Below are 13457 nucleotides of genomic sequence, written 5' to 3' on the forward strand. Positions count from 1 at the left end.
CGCATCCCCAGCACCACGCTGCCCACGCCCGCCACCAGCGGCGGCAGCGGCATCGCCAGGGTACACGGCAAGACCAACAGCCCCAGCACCCCGAGCCCCAGCGCGCCCCAGGCCGCGCGCGACGCGGGCCCGTCCTTGCGCCGCAACGACACACACGGCTCGCAGAAGGCGGACTCGCCGAAGAGTTCCAGGCACTCCCCGCACAGGAAGCTTCCGCAGCGCGTACAGGTGGCCACCGCGGAGACCTCCGCGTGGCGCGCGCACAGGGCGGCCGTGCTTTCCACCGTCACCACGACACCCTGGCGTCGGGCGAGCGCACGGCGAAGCGACGCCTCAGAAGCCCGGCGGAGGAACGCGCGCCGTCAGCGCCGTCAGCGCGTGCGAGCCCAGGCCCAGGAACACGGCCGACAGCACCGTGCAGGACACGAAGCCCGCGACGATGAGCCCCTTGTGCCGGTGCTCGAACTGGCTGAACGCGTAGAAGAACGCGTAACAGGGGATGAGCAGCACCATCACTCCCGTGCCCACGCTGCGGCGGAAGGCATGGACGATGAGGAAGGCGGCGCACACCAGGGCGACGAGACTGGACAGGATGGCGAGCGGGAGCAGCGGCACGCCCTCCCCTTAACACGTTCCACCCCTGGCCAGGGCGTCGTGCACATACTAAGCACGGCCTGTCGTCCCCCTGCCGAGGTGATTGCGCATGAACGCCGCCAAGACACTGCTCAACTTCGTCCTCGCGGGTACCCTGCTGGGCATCCTCGTCGCGTCCTGGGCCGGTCCCCACTTCATCGGCTGGTACAACGAGACGCCCCTGGCGACCCAGACGATGTGCAACCTGCCCCAGGTGGTCCGCAACGTCAGCTCGGACCTGCTCACCTGGCAGACCATTGGCGCCGGCATCGGCGCCGCCGCCTTCCTGGCGCTGGGCATCCTCTTCACCCTCCGCGGCAACCGGAAGGCCCGCGAGCAGGAGGCCCAGACGCCGCCTCCGGCCGCACCGTCCCAGACCGCGCCCTGAAGGGCCCTTCCCGGCCGACTACGGCACGCGCACCAGCACGGAAGGCGTCGTGCCCAGCACGCCGCCGCCCCCGCTGTCCATCACGTTGACCTGCAGCAGGAAGTGCGTCGGCTCCTTCACGCCCTCCGGAGCCGTCCAGGTCGGGGTGCGCGAGTGGGAGTCGCTGAAGTGACCCGCGGGCTCCGCGGGGTTCTGCGTCCAGACGTACTCCATCTCGTCACCATCGGGGTCCTGCACCTCGAACACGAGCTGCACGACGCCCCCGGGCTCCACCGTCTTCGGGCTCGGAATCGGCCCCGCACTGACATCCGGTGGATGGTTGACCACCCGGCCACACCCCAGGGCCAAGATGACCAGTGCGGCGAAGACTCCTGAAAGCGACCGAAGCATGGACTGCCCCCTGTGAAGAATGGTCCCACGGTAACGCGCGACACCGCGTTCGGGTATCGAGGGACCCGACACAAAAGACCCGGATTCCAGGATGATGACAGATGGCGGCGCGAAGGGTCGCCCACCAACGGTCATCCCCGCACGCCGGTATGACGAGGGAACCGGCTCAGCGTCCGCGGCGTCGCGGGGGCCGGGCGGCGGACACGAGCAGCAGCTTGTCGCCCCGGGTGAGTCGTTTGATTGCGGCCTCCCGTCGCAGGGCGGCGCCGCGGTCCTCGGCGGCCTCGCTCCAGACGAGGGTGACGGGCAATCGCGCCCGGGTGTAGGCCGCGCCGCGTCCGCGTCCGTGAGTGGCCACGCGCCGTTCCAGGTCATTGGTGGCGCCAGTGTAGAGCGAGCCGTCTCGGCAACGCAGCATGTAGACAGTCCAGCGGGGAAGGTCGTCCGGCACGGGGGGCGGCATTGTACCGCTCCCACGGCCTGCCCGCCGCATCAGGTCGCCGGACGCATCCGCCCCCCACGCCGCAGGCAGAAGCGCGGCAGGCGCAGGGACAGTCGCCTCCTTCCGCCCGGCAGCCCTACCCGCGCCATGACCTCCGACACGGGCGCCAGCGGATCTCCCCAGGCCGCGAGGATGTGCGCCTCACTCACCAGCCCCAGCAAGCCTCCCCCTTCACCCACCACGCCCAGCAGCTGCACCTGGTGCCGCTCCATCACTCTCAGGGCACGCAGGAGGGTGTCTGTGGGAAAAACGGTGGCGATGAAGGACGACAATGCTTCCTTGATTGCCCTGTTTTGCCGCATCCAGTTTCCTCCGGACCGTTATACCTACATCTCCTTGCAACGGCCCTGCCGGCAGGGATGACCACCCAGCAATGGACACGGCAACGGGCGGCGGACCGGCTTAGAGTGGGGGGGTGACACGGAGACAGGTGGCGCGGCTGGGGCGGATGGCGGACCTCTTCTCGCGGACGATGAGCCGGGGAAAAGAGGGGTTGCTGACGCTGACGTTCCGCCCGGACGAGCTGTACCGGGTGCCCACGGACGACGGCGCGGCCATCGCCATGGGGCGCTACCACGCTCGGGGAGAGCGCCGGTACGCGGAGCCCGTCATCCTCTGCCATGGGCTGGGCGCCAACCGCTTCCACCTGGACTTCGACGAGCACTACAGCATGGCGCGCTACCTGGCGCGGGCGGGCTTCGAGACGTGGGTGCTGGAGCTGCGCGGGCGGGGGCTGGCGGGCGACTGCTCGGACTTCAACTTCGACGACCAGGCGGAGCACGACGTGCGCACCGCCCTGCGCACCGTGGTGTCCACGGGGGCGAAGGAAGTGCTCTGGGTGGGGCATTCCAAGGGCGGCCTCACGCTGTACGCCCACCTGGCCAAGAACCCGCAGGCCCCGGTGCGGGCCGCGGCGATTCTGGGCAGCCCCTTCACCTTCGCGGTGCAACCGGGGCTTCGCACCTTCATCCAGCGCGTGGAGCCGCTCCTGCGGCTGAAGGTCATCCCCACCGGCCGAGTCACCAGCATCGCGCTGCTGGGCGCGCCGCCGGGCCCGCTGAGCCGGTACATGATGCTGGCGGAGAACATGGAGCCGGAGGTCGTGCGGCGCGCGCTGGCCAACGTGCCGGCCAACATCTCCGGCGGCGTGGGCCGCCAGTTCGCCCGCTGGATTTCCACCAACCGCTTCACCACGTACGACGGGGGCTTCGACTACCGCGAGTCGCTGGCGGGGGTGAAGATTCCCGTCCTGCTCCTGGCGGGCAGCAAGGACCTCCTGGCCCCGCCCATGTCGGTGGCGCGGGCGAAGGAGGCGCTGGGGGGCCCGGTGAAGTTCCTCGTGGCCGGGCGAGGGCACGGCTTCGGCGCGGACTACGGGCATGCCGACCTGGTGCTGGGCCGCCGGGCACCGGACGAAATCTTCCCCCTGGTGGAGGCGTTCCTCTCCGCGCACGCCACCCGGCCGTGAGACGGCACACAGGCGACGGGACTCCGGGTTGTCCGGGCCCCCTTGGCGTGCTACCCGGAAGCCCCTCCCCATGAGTCTGTCCCCCCGCCTCCTCACCCTCGCCCTGCTGGCGCCCGCCGCGTGCGGGAAGGCCCCGGGCGAGGTGCCCGCCGGGCAGGCGGTGATGGACCTGCGCCACACGCGACGGACGGACGGACGGGCGGTGGCGCGCTGGAGCGGCGATGCCGTGACGGCGGAGGAGCTGACCGAGCGCTTCCTGGAGATGAGCCCCGCGCTGCGCGAGCGCTACGTGGAGCCCCGCGCCCGGCGTGAGTACGTGGAGTCGCTGGCCCGGTTTGATTTGCTGGTGCGCGACGCGCTCGCCCAGGGACTCCAGGACGACCCCGAGGTGGTGGAGGCCACGCGGCGCGCGCTGGTGGGCCGGCTGATGCGCTCGCGACTGGAAGAGGCGCGAGTGACTGTCACCGACGCGGAGCTGGCGGAAGCCTATGCCGCGCGCAAGGACGACTTCGTGCGCCCGGAGGCCCTGCGCCTGTCCCATGTCTTCCTCGCCGCGCCGCGGGCCGATGCCGCCCGGGAGAGCGCCGCGAAGGGTGAGGCACAGGCCCTGCTCGCCCAGGCGAAGGCGCTTCCGGCGGAGGACTTCGGAGGCTTCGGAAAGCTGGCGCGCGAGCGCAGCCAGGAGCCGCGCACCGCGCCGCTGGATGGCGACATGCGCTTTCTCTCCGACGAGGCGCTCACGCGCGAGTACGGAGCCGAGGTCGCCCAGGCCGCTCGCGCCCTGAAGACCGAGGGCGAAGTGAGCGGCGTGGTGCGGACCGACACGGGGCTCCACGTGCTCAAGCTGCGCGCGCGCAGGCCCGCGCTGGACCTCTCGCTGGACGACGTGCGCGAGGAGCTGCGCGTGCGCCTGGAAGGCGAGAAGCGCACCCGCGCGTGGGGCGAGTACCTGGCGCGCGTGGAGAAGCAGTTGTCGCTGTCGGTCGACACGGACGCGCTGGCCCAGGTGCCAGTGGACGTCCAGGCCCCCATGCGCAAGCCGTCGAGCCCGCTGCCGGGTACGGTGCCCGCGCCATGAGGGCCCGCTTGCCAGCTTGGGGGGCCATCCCCACCTTTGGGAGTCGCCCCCACCCTTCCCCCAGGACTCCGCGCATGCGTCTTTCTCCCACCCGCGCTCCCCTGCTGTCCCTGGTGCTCGCCCTGGCGCTGAGTCAGGGGTGCAACACGCCCGTCAAACTGACGCCCGACGACACGGTGGTGGCCACCGTGAATGGCGAGGTCCTCTCCCGCGTGGACTTCGAGCAGGAGCTGGGCCGGGAGCTGGCCTCCACGGAGGCCTCCCAGCGCACGCCGGAGGAAATCGAGCCCTTCAAGCGCACGCTGCTGGACACGTACATCCACCGGATGCTGCTGCTCCAGGCGGCGCGGAAGAACAACGTCACCGTCACCCCGGAAGAGGTGGACCGGGGCGTGCTGCGGCTGTCGGGCGACTACCCGGCGGGCAACTTCAACGAGGTGCTCGCCCAGGGCCAGCTGTCCATGTCGGAGCTGCGCGCGCGCGAGGCCAGCCGGCTGACCATCGAAAAGCTCTTCGCCAGCCACGTCTACGCCCGCGTGGGGGTGACGGAGGAGGAGCTGCGCGCGTACTACGCGGCGCACGAGGCCGAGCTGAACGAGAGCGAGCAGGTGCACGCCGCTCAAATCGTGGTGAAGGGCCTGGATGAGGCCCGGCGGCTCCAGACGCAGCTCAAGTCGGGCAAGAAGTTCTCGGACCTGGCGCGCAGGTACTCGCTGAGCGCGGACGCCAAGGTGGGGGGCGACCTGGGGTTCTTCCCCCGAGGACAGATGCCGCCCGCCTTCGACGAAGTGGTATTCAAGCTCGGGGTCGGGCAGGTTTCGGACGTGGTGTCCACCGAGTACGGCTACCACCTGTTCAAGGTGCTGGAGCGCAAGCCCGCGCGGAAGCGGGACTTCGCCGAGGCGCGTCAGTGGGTGGAAGCGAAGTTGATGGAGCAGAAGCGCACGGAGGCGCAGGACGCCTTCGAGAAGGAACTGCGGGACAAGGCGCAGGTCCAGGTGAATGAGACCACGCTGCAGGCCATCCGCGGACAGCCCGCGGCACTCCCGCAGGCAGCGAAGTGACGGAATCGTGGGCACGGCGGACTGTTGGACGGGCCCGGTGTGGTGCGGAAGGATGCACGGAATGAAGAAGCTGGTGGCATTCGTCGCTGCGGCGGCGCTCCTGGGGGGCGCCACGTCGGCGCGCGCGGAGCTGGTGGACAAGGTGGCGGCGGTGGTGAACCGCGACGTCATCGCACTGTCGGAGGTTCAGCAGCGCGCGGCGCCGGAGGTGTCGCGCCTCAATGACCCCGACCCGCGCAAGCGCGCCGAGCAGCGCGCGCAGCTCATGAAGACGGCGCTCGACACCCTCATCGGCGAGAAGCTGATGGAGGCCGAAATCACGGAGATGGGCATCTCCGCGACCGAGGGCGAGGTGGACGAGCTCGTCAATGACGTGCGCAAGCAGAACAACATCACGGACCCGGCGCAGTTCGAGCAGGTGCTCGTCGCCGAGGGCCTGACGATGACCACGTACCGGGACATGCTGCGCAAGCGCATCCTCCGGGACCGGCTCCTGCGCATGAAGGTGGGCCCCAAGGTGAAGGTCACCGAGGAGGACCTCAAGGCCGCCTACAACCAGTATGCCCGCGCGGAGAGCGAGGACATGGAAGTCCACGCGCGCCACATCCTGGTCGCCGTGGACCCGAAGGCCACCGAGGAGCAGGTGGCCGCCGCGCGCAAGAAGGCGGAGGGCATTGCCCAGGAGGCCCGTCGCGAGGGCATGGACTTCTCCGCCCTGGCGCGCGCGCGCAGCGAGGGCCCCAGCGCCGCGGACGGCGGAGATTTGGGCTGGTTCAAGCGCGGCGTCATGGTGCAGGCGTTCGAGAAGGTCGCCTTCAACCTCAAGGATGGCGACGTCAGCGAGCCGGTGCGCACCAACTTCGGCTGGCACATCCTGAAGGTGGAGGAGCGCCGCTCCGTCGCCGCGACGACCTACGAGGAGATGCGTCCGAAGCTGGAGGGGAAGCTGCTCCAGGAGAAGACGGACAAGTTCCTGGACCAGTACGTCACGGAGCTGAAGCAGAAGGCCAGCATCGACGTGAAGATGTAGCCTGTCGTCCCCACGCGGGGGATGCTCGCCACCGTGAGCCTCCCCCTCGTCGGTATCTCCCTGGGTGATGTGTCGGGCATCGGGCCGGAGGTGACGGCCGCGGCCCTGGCACTCCCCGCCGTGCGTCGCGCGCTCATCCCCGTCGTCTTCGGGGATGGGCCCACGCTGGAGCGCTTCCCCTTCTTCCGCCGCCATGCGCGCGTGGAGCCCTCCGCCCTGGGCCGCGTCGAGTCCCCCACCGTCGTGGTGGTGACTCAGCTGGCGGCCAGGGACCGCGTCCCGGGCAAGCCCTCGCGCGAGGGCGGACGCGCGCAGTACGCGTACGTGACGGCGGCGATTGACGCCATGCGCGCGGGACACGTGGACGCGCTGTGCACGGCGCCGGTGTCCAAGGAGGGGATTTCACGCGCGGGCATTCCCTTCATGGGCCACACGGAGGTGCTGGCGGAGGCCTTCGGCGTGGACGTCATGATGATGATGGACGGGCCGCGCGTGCGCATCGCCCTGGCCACCAACCACGTCCCCATCTCCGCGCTGTCGAAGCTGCTCACCGTGGAGGGCCTCACCGCGCAGCTCAAGCTCTTGTCACGCAGCCTCGCGCCCGTGGTGGTGGGACGCAGGCCTCGCATCGCCGTGCTCGGGCTGAATCCGCACGCGGGCGAAGGGGGCCTGCTGGGGCGCGAGGAGGTGGAGGTGATTGGCCCCGCCATCCGCAAGGCACGCGCGGCGAAGGTCGATGCACACGGGCCGATTCCGGCGGACGGCCTCTTCGCGAGACCCGATGAAGTGGGCGCGCGGTACGACGCGGTGCTGGCGATGTACCACGACCAGGGACTCATCCCCGCGAAGGCGCTCGACTTCGAGCGCACCGTCAACGTGACGCTGGGACTGCCGGTGCCGCGCACCTCGCCGGACCACGGCACGGCCTACGCGATTGCCGGCAAGGGGCAGGCGAGCTGCGTGCCCATGGCGGAGGCGCTGCTCAAGGCCGCGCAGCTCGCTCGGCCTCCCGCGCGAGGTGGTCGGCCAGGTCCTCGCCGTCCTTCTCCGCGTCGATGAGCTTCACCTCGGAGCCCACGCCGCTCGGGGGAATCACCAGCACGCTGACCTTGTCGAGCGGGCATTCGCCCAGACAACCCGAGGAGAACACGCGGGTGCTGGGCCCGAGGCCCCGAGCGGCCACGGCTTCCCGGATGCGGCGCGGCAGATCCACGCCCCCCAGGCGAGGGTCCAGGCGCACCGAGCAGTTGTGGCAGACGTGCAGCTCGGTCGGCTGGGAGTCCGGTGCGGCCTCGGGTGGAGGGGGTGTGCGCATCGCCTGGAAACATAAGGCGGATGAGACTCCGCCGCCGTAAGCTGGAGCGCGGGTGCCGAGGGGCGCCCACACCCGGAAAGACGACGTCACCCTCCTGGATCCGCGTTGAACCTCAGGTTCCTGGCGAGTTCCTTCCACGGCCCATGCACGGGTGAGGGCCGACCTTGAGGGACTTTTCGATGGGAATCAGAAACACGAGTCGCAGGTCATGAAGGCGCCTTTCGGCAGAGACCTGACGACAGGCAGCATCCCCCGACACCTGGTGGCCTTCTCCATCCCGATGTTGATGGGGAGCTTCCTTCAAACGGCATACAGCTTCATCAACGCCATCTGGGTGGGCCGGTTCCTGGGCACCGAGGCGCTGGCGGTGGTGACGGTGAGTTTCCCCGTCGTCTTCGTCCTGTTCTCCATCGGCATGGGCCTCACCATGGCGACGAGCATCCTGGTGTCGCAGAACTACGGCGCCCGGAGGATGGACGAGCTGCGCAAGGTGGTCGACAGCTCCACGGTGCTCATCTACTCGCTGGGCGTGGTGCTCACGCTGCTGGGCGAGTGGCTGGCGCCAACCATCCTCACGCTGATGGACACGCCGCCGGAAATCCATGCGGAGTCCGTCAGCTACCTGCGCATCTTCCTGTTGTCGATGCCCCTGGGCTTCGGCTTGTTCCTCACGCGCAGCCTGCTGCAGGGCGTGGGTGACTCGAAGACGCCGCTGTATTTCCAGGCGGGCTCCGTCCTGCTCACCACGGTGCTGGACCCGGTGCTGATGTTCGGCTGGCTCGGGTTGCCCAAGCTGGGATTGAACGGCACGGCCTGGGCCACGGTGGTGTCGCAGCTGTTGGCGCTCATCACGCTGCTCATCTATCTGCGCATGAAGGATGTCCCCGTCGCGCCGCGCAGGCCACGGCTGGCGCACCTGGGGCCCACCACCTGGAAGACGCTGCGCATCGGCGTGCCGGCCGCTGTGCAGCAGTCGCTCGTGTCCATCGGCATGGTGTTCGTGACGGGACTGGTCAACGGCTTCGGCGAGGTGTCCACGGCGGCGTTCGGCGCGGCCTCGCGCATCGACCAGATTGCCTTCATGCCAGCGATGACGTTCGGCATGGCCGTGTCCACGCTGGCCGGACAGAACCTGGGGGCGGGCCGTTACGACCGCGTGCAGGAGATCTTCAAGTGGGGGTGCCTGTTCAGCGGAGGCATCACCCTGGTCATCTCGGCGGTGGCCGTGTCATTCCCGGAGGCGCTGCTGCGCATCTTCGTGTCGGACCCGGCGGTCATCGGGCCGGGCGTCACGTACCTGCACATCGTGGGAGGGACGTACGTCCTGTTCGCGCTCATCTTCGTGAGCAACGGCATCATCAACGGCGCGGGACGCACGTTGATGACGACGATTTTCTCGCTGGTGAGCCTCTGGGTGGTGCGGGTGCCGGTGGCGTACTGGCTGTCGCGCCGCATGGGCAGCGTGACGGGTGTGTGGATTGCGATGGCCTTGAGCTTCGGCGTGTCGCTGGTGGTCAGCATGGCCTACTACTTCTCCGGCCGGTGGCGGCGCCCCCTGGTCAAGAAGGCGCCCGAGGGCCCCACCACGCCCAACCCGGGCGACGTCTTCGGACACGAGACAGGCGAGGCCTGAGCGGCCTCGCCCCCTTGGGCTAGAAGACGAACGGGAAGCGGATGGGCTCCTGCATGCGGACCGTGTGCACGGGGAACTTCCAGCCGCGCACCACGCCCTCGATGCAGCCGGCGAGCGGCGTGGCGCGCAGCGCCTGCGTGTCCATGGCGACGCTCGTCGCCTCACCGCTCGGCAACACGGACCAGCGCACCACGAAGCGCCCGTCCTTCTGCACCGACGTGTCCGCGGCATGCTGGCGCAGGCACGCGGTGATGGCGGGCTGATTGGAGACCACCACCTGCTTCACGTCCTCGGGCGTGAGGTGCTCCTTCGCGTCGAGCGCGGGCGGGACGTACACGGTCCGCGCGACGGTGGACTCGGAGGCGGCGCGCTCCTCGCCGTCTTCAGTGAAGCCGAGCTCTCGCGCGAACTCCTCGTCCAGCTCCGACTCGGTGCTGGTCGCGCCATCGGGGTCGTCCGTGGTGTCCGCCGGAGCGGAGGTCGTCTGCTCGTCGGAGTCGGGCTCCTCGAAGGTCATCTCCATCACCGCGCCCGAGGAGGACTCCGCGACACTCTGGGTGGGAGTCGTGCTCACGGGAGCGCGAGTCGTGGGCGCGCTCTCGGTTCGGATGCTCCGCTCGCCGGACTTCACGGCCAGGGTGTCACGGCGGGCCATCAGGTCCGCGCCGCTCGGGCCCGAGAAGGACGTGAGGGCGCGAGCCGGGTCCGTCGACGCGCCTTGCGCGTGCAGCCCGTTCGCGATGTCGCTGATGCTTCCGGGAGGGGCCCAGACGTAGGGGCCCATGTACCGAGGGGCGACGGGGTTCATCGCGTTGGTATCGGCCACACCCGGGAAGGCCGTGCCCGCCGTGAGGCCAGGAATGGCCCAGTACCCGATTGCAACCGAAGGACCCGTCTGGCCGAACTGCCACGAAGCGCTCGCGCCGTTGAGCTGGCCCGAGACGTTCGCGCCGACCAGCGCGCCTGCGTTGCCCACGCCGTTGAGCTGGCCCGAGGCGCTCGCGCCCACCAGCGCGCCCGAGTTGTCCTCGCGGTTGAGTTGGCCCACGGAGCCGCCTCTGCCGTCCGAACCCGCCGCCACACCTGGCCGCGCCGAAGCACCCAATGCGCCCTGATGCGCCGAGGTGCCCGCGACGCCATTCACCGAAGGAGAACTCGCGCCTTGCTCCCAGAAGCGCACGCTCGCGACCACGAGCATGCCCGCCGCGACCACGCCCACCGCCGCGACGCCGAGCAGGACGCCAGACACCACGTCGCGGCCGCGACTCGACGCCGTCGGCGCCGCCACGGGGCCACCCCAGGCGTGCTGCTGTCCTGGCGCCATGGAGCCGTCCCAGGCGTGCTGCGGCCCGGGCGCCATCGGGCCGCTCCACTGCTGCGCGGGCGGGACCATGGGAATACCCCAGGGTTGCTGCTGAAGATTGAGCGGACCCTGCACCTCGCTCACGGTGTTCTTCCGCGGCGTCGCCTGCGTGGACGAACCACCGCGAGCCGTCTTGACCGGAACCACCTTGGAGTGCCCCCACGGCAGACGCACCGCCTCCGCGACTGGCACCTCCGGATTCGCGCGCATCCACTCCGGAATCACCACGGGCGCGGACTCGGACACGGACTCACCAGGCTCCGCGTCGGAGAACGCGGGCCGAGGCGACTCGGAGATCCACCGCGTCTCCTCTTCCGCGAGGTCCAGCAGCGCGCGCATGTCCTCCGCGGCTTCGCGCGTGGGCGTGAGCGCTGCATCACCGTCGCCGTCGACTTCCGGCTCCATGGCGAGCTCTCGGTCCAGATATGCGTCGAGGTCGCAGTCCAGCGCCTCCGTCACACTCAGTGCCTCACCCGACTGCTCGTGCTCACAGCCATTCGCCTCGGGATGATTCATGCCCCGCGTACGGAACTGTTCGTCGCCTCCTGACAGAAGCTCGCCCACACACCCTCCCCTCAACCGCGCAGCCATTCCCGCGCCAGGGCTCGCAACGTAGGGACGCGTCCCGCTCACGCCAGCGTGACTGTCTCGCGCAAGACGTTTCTTCGCCGTGGCACGCGTTCGCTGTCCGCTGTCTCACCGCTCACGCGCGAAATACGGCGCCGCGCCACGCCTGCGCACCGACACCGCACGACGCGTGGCCACCTCACCAGCGACAACGCGCGCGGCCCACGTCGAGCACGCGCGCGAACACACCCGCTCCAGCGACTACCAGCGCTCCTCGTCGGACTTCGGAGCCATGGGCCACGCGGGCGCGGGGACACCGTTCACTGAAACTCCGCCGTGCATGAACGTGGGCGCGCCCTGAAGGAACTCCGCCGGGAAATCGAGCGTCGGCTTGGACGCGTCATCCAACGCCTTCACCTGCTCCGGCTTCAGCGTCACCTCCAGCGCACCCAGGTTGTTGTCGAGCTGCTCCAGCGTGCGCGCACCCAGGATGGTGGACGTCACACCGGGCCGCCCCTGCACCCACGCCAGCGCCACACGCGCCACCGTGGTGCCCTGCTCTTTCGCTATGCGCTGAAGCACGTCGATGAGCTTGTACGTCTTCTCCGTCAGCGAGTTCTCCGCCCACGCCCCCCGGTCCGCCTTCACCTTCCCCGCGTTCTCCCGCGTGTACTTTCCACTGAGCACGCCACTCTTCAGCGGCGACCACGGCGTCACCCCCAACCCCAGCTCCCGAGCCATGGGCACCAGCTCCCCCTCCACCGTCCGCTCCAACAACGAGTACTCGATTTGCAACGCCACCAGCGGAGCCCAGCCCCGGAAGTGCGCCGTCACCTGCGCCTGCGCCACCTTCCAGGCCGGTGTATCCGAGATACCGATGTAACGGACCTTCCCGGAGCGCACCAGGTCGTCGAGCCCGCGCATCGTCTCCTCGATGGGCGTATTCACATCCCAGCAGTGCATCCAGTACAGGTCGATGTAGCTCGTCTGGAGTCGGCGCAGCGACTCCTCGCACTGCGCCATCAACGACTTGCGTCCCGCGCCACCACCATTCGGGTCCCCCGGGAAGAGGCTGCTGAAGAACTTGGTCGCAATCACCACCCTGTCCCGCCTGCTCGGATACCGGCCCAGGTGGTCACCGATGATTTTCTCCGAGTGCCCCCGCGTGTATGCATTCGCCGTGTCGAGGAAGTTGCCGCCCCGCTCGAGGAAGCGGTCCAGGATGGCATTCGACGCCTCGACGCTGCTGCCCCAACCCAGGTCGGTACCGAAGGTCATCGTGCCCAGACACAGCGGGCTGACCCGCAGACCCGAACGGCCCAGCGTGACGTACTCATTCAGTGACATGGAGGACTCCCAAGGGAAGACGAAGGCATCCCTCACCGCCGGAGGTGGAGTCTCGACGCGCAGACGCGGGCAGGGGGGCGTGGACTAACGCGTCCATGGGAGCCGCCGCCACTCGGACGCGAGGCGTTTGACGAACAGCAAACGCCTCTGTCTGGCTTCCCCCGGAAGAACATGCTCAAACGCGGCCCGTGTCCCCACGCCACGCCTTCATCGCCCTCGTCGCGCTGATGACCGCCTGTGCTCGCGACCCTGGCGCCCTCAGGAGCCCACCGCCCATGACGCCCCACACCCCCTCCCAGACGGAGGACGTCCGCGCCCTCCTGGCACTCGAGGAGTCCATCGTCCGCGCCATCCAGGCCCGCGACACCCAGGCCCTGAAGGGCTTGATGGCGGAGGACCTCGTCTTTCGCGGCGTGGGCGACGTGGAGACGGACCGCACGGCGTTCCTCGCCAACATCGCCGCCATCCCCGGCACCCTCCTCTCTGTCGAAACCGAGACGGTGCGCGCGCACATCTTCGGCGACACCGGCGTACTCACCGGCACCCAGCGGGCCCGCGTGCGACTGCCCGATGGAACCGAAGTCTCCGACGTGGGGCACTTCACCGACGTGTGCCAGCGTCGCGAGGGCCGCTGGTGGGTCGTCCTCGCGCACAGCCTCCCCGCACCGCCCACCCAGGC

At 69.6% G+C, this 13457-nt stretch carries 15 protein-coding genes and 1 pseudogene; 8 read left to right on the forward strand and 8 right to left on the reverse strand.

Annotated elements, in window-relative coordinates; all coding sequences use genetic code 11:
- Window positions 1-290: pseudogene (locus FJV41_RS41890) on the reverse strand (hypothetical protein); the annotation flags it as partial.
- A gap of 43 nt (window positions 291-333) precedes the next feature.
- Entirely contained in the window at window positions 334-615 is a 282-nt protein-coding gene (locus FJV41_RS41895; RefSeq protein WP_141648231.1) for a hypothetical protein, read from the reverse strand.
- An 88-nt stretch (window positions 616-703) separates the two neighbouring features.
- Between FJV41_RS41895 and FJV41_RS41900 the strand changes: the two genes are divergently transcribed.
- Window positions 704-1021 carry a hypothetical protein gene (locus FJV41_RS41900; RefSeq protein ID WP_141648232.1) on the forward strand — a complete coding sequence of 106 codons (318 nt, stop codon included), beginning with the start codon at window positions 704-706 and terminating at the stop codon, window positions 1019-1021.
- 18 nt (window positions 1022-1039) lie between these two features.
- Here the strand turns inward: FJV41_RS41900 and FJV41_RS41905 are convergent, their stop codons facing one another.
- The 3 genes from FJV41_RS41905 to FJV41_RS41915 all read right to left on the reverse strand — a co-directional run bounded on the left by FJV41_RS41905 (window position 1040) and on the right by FJV41_RS41915 (window position 2215).
- Window positions 1040-1411 (reverse strand): hypothetical protein, encoded by a 372-nt coding sequence (locus tag FJV41_RS41905; RefSeq protein ID WP_174456955.1) that lies wholly within the window; start codon window positions 1409-1411, stop codon window positions 1040-1042.
- Window positions 1412-1577: 166 nt separating this feature from the next.
- A complete protein-coding gene (locus FJV41_RS41910) occupies window positions 1578-1874 on the reverse strand; it encodes a GIY-YIG nuclease family protein (RefSeq protein ID WP_141648233.1) in 297 nt (98 codons plus the stop codon).
- Window positions 1875-1903: 29 nt separating this feature from the next.
- Entirely contained in the window at window positions 1904-2215 is a 312-nt protein-coding gene (locus FJV41_RS41915; protein WP_141648234.1) for a CBS domain-containing protein, read from the reverse strand.
- A gap of 146 nt (window positions 2216-2361) precedes the next feature.
- Here FJV41_RS41915 and FJV41_RS41920 point away from each other — a divergent pair, with 146 nt between their 5' ends.
- From FJV41_RS41920 to pdxA, 5 genes are all read left to right on the forward strand, one after another.
- On the forward strand, window positions 2362-3381 hold the full coding sequence (locus FJV41_RS41920) for an alpha/beta fold hydrolase (protein ID WP_141648244.1): 1020 nt from the start codon (window positions 2362-2364) through the stop codon (window positions 3379-3381).
- A 70-nt stretch (window positions 3382-3451) separates the two neighbouring features.
- Window positions 3452-4459 carry a peptidylprolyl isomerase gene (locus FJV41_RS41925; RefSeq protein ID WP_141648235.1) on the forward strand — a complete coding sequence of 336 codons (1008 nt, stop codon included), beginning with the start codon at window positions 3452-3454 and terminating at the stop codon, window positions 4457-4459.
- A gap of 74 nt (window positions 4460-4533) precedes the next feature.
- A complete protein-coding gene (locus FJV41_RS41930) occupies window positions 4534-5523 on the forward strand; it encodes a peptidylprolyl isomerase (protein ID WP_141648236.1) in 990 nt (329 codons plus the stop codon).
- Between the two features lie 61 nt (window positions 5524-5584).
- Window positions 5585-6553, forward strand: coding sequence for a peptidylprolyl isomerase (locus FJV41_RS41935; protein WP_174456957.1), 969 nt, complete (start codon window positions 5585-5587; stop codon window positions 6551-6553).
- Window positions 6554-6586: 33 nt separating this feature from the next.
- Window positions 6587-7612 (forward strand): 4-hydroxythreonine-4-phosphate dehydrogenase PdxA, encoded by a 1026-nt coding sequence (pdxA, locus tag FJV41_RS41940; RefSeq protein WP_141648238.1) that lies wholly within the window; start codon window positions 6587-6589, stop codon window positions 7610-7612.
- On the opposite strand, the gene FJV41_RS41945 is transcribed toward pdxA, so the two are convergent.
- The gene (locus tag FJV41_RS41945; protein ID WP_141648239.1) at window positions 7536-7868 is read right to left on the reverse strand and encodes a hypothetical protein; all 333 of its coding nucleotides are present in this window, start codon (window positions 7866-7868) and stop codon (window positions 7536-7538) included. The two genes, pdxA and FJV41_RS41945, sit on opposite strands and share 77 nt — an antisense overlap.
- Window positions 7869-8076: 208 nt before the next feature.
- On the opposite strand from FJV41_RS41945, the gene FJV41_RS41950 reads away from it, so the two are divergent.
- Window positions 8077-9501: an MATE family efflux transporter gene (locus tag FJV41_RS41950; protein WP_141648240.1), complete on the forward strand. Its 1425-nt coding sequence runs from the start codon at window positions 8077-8079 to the stop codon at window positions 9499-9501.
- A gap of 19 nt (window positions 9502-9520) precedes the next feature.
- Here FJV41_RS41950 and FJV41_RS41955 read toward each other — a convergent pair whose 3' ends face one another.
- Both FJV41_RS41955 and FJV41_RS41960 read right to left on the reverse strand, forming a co-directional pair.
- Window positions 9521-11380, reverse strand: coding sequence for an AgmX/PglI C-terminal domain-containing protein (locus tag FJV41_RS41955; RefSeq protein ID WP_220137941.1), 1860 nt, complete (start codon window positions 11378-11380; stop codon window positions 9521-9523).
- 312 nt (window positions 11381-11692) lie between these two features.
- Window positions 11693-12778 carry an aldo/keto reductase gene (locus tag FJV41_RS41960; protein WP_141648242.1) on the reverse strand — a complete coding sequence of 362 codons (1086 nt, stop codon included), beginning with the start codon at window positions 12776-12778 and terminating at the stop codon, window positions 11693-11695.
- 275 nt (window positions 12779-13053) lie between these two features.
- Here FJV41_RS41960 and FJV41_RS41965 point away from each other — a divergent pair.
- Window positions 13054-13457: YybH family protein (locus FJV41_RS41965; protein ID WP_141648243.1), on the forward strand; the 404-nt coding region annotated here is incomplete at its 3' end.

Source organism: Myxococcus llanfairpwllgwyngyllgogerychwyrndrobwllllantysiliogogogochensis (assembly GCF_006636215.1).
In the GTDB taxonomy this organism is placed as follows: Bacteria; Myxococcota; Myxococcia; order Myxococcales; family Myxococcaceae; genus Myxococcus; species Myxococcus llanfairpwllgwyngyllgogerychwyrndrobwllllantysiliogogogochensis.

Bases quoted from the DNA above. Each gene is read 5' to 3' on its own strand.
- FJV41_RS41920 (WP_141648244.1), top strand. From the start codon at position 2,362: ATGGCGGACCTCTTCTCGCGGACGATGAGCCGGGGAAAAGAGGGGTTG.
- FJV41_RS41925 (WP_141648235.1), top strand. From the start codon at position 3,452: ATGAGTCTGTCCCCCCGCCTCCTCACCCTCGCCCTGCTGGCGCCCGCC.
- FJV41_RS41910 (WP_141648233.1), bottom strand. From the start codon at position 1,874: ATGCCGCCCCCCGTGCCGGACGACCTTCCCCGCTGGACTGTCTACATG.
- FJV41_RS41955 (WP_220137941.1), bottom strand. From the start codon at position 11,380: ATGAATCATCCCGAGGCGAATGGCTGTGAGCACGAGCAGTCGGGTGAG.
- FJV41_RS41950 (WP_141648240.1), top strand. From the start codon at position 8,077: ATGAAGGCGCCTTTCGGCAGAGACCTGACGACAGGCAGCATCCCCCGA.
- FJV41_RS41905 (WP_174456955.1), bottom strand. From the start codon at position 1,411: ATGCTTCGGTCGCTTTCAGGAGTCTTCGCCGCACTGGTCATCTTGGCC.
- FJV41_RS41930 (WP_141648236.1), top strand. From the start codon at position 4,534: ATGCGTCTTTCTCCCACCCGCGCTCCCCTGCTGTCCCTGGTGCTCGCC.
- FJV41_RS41945 (WP_141648239.1), bottom strand. From the start codon at position 7,868: ATGCGCACACCCCCTCCACCCGAGGCCGCACCGGACTCCCAGCCGACC.
- FJV41_RS41960 (WP_141648242.1), bottom strand. From the start codon at position 12,778: ATGTCACTGAATGAGTACGTCACGCTGGGCCGTTCGGGTCTGCGGGTC.
- FJV41_RS41935 (WP_174456957.1), top strand. From the start codon at position 5,585: ATGAAGAAGCTGGTGGCATTCGTCGCTGCGGCGGCGCTCCTGGGGGGC.
- FJV41_RS41900 (WP_141648232.1), top strand. From the start codon at position 704: ATGAACGCCGCCAAGACACTGCTCAACTTCGTCCTCGCGGGTACCCTG.
- FJV41_RS41915 (WP_141648234.1), bottom strand. From the start codon at position 2,215: ATGCGGCAAAACAGGGCAATCAAGGAAGCATTGTCGTCCTTCATCGCC.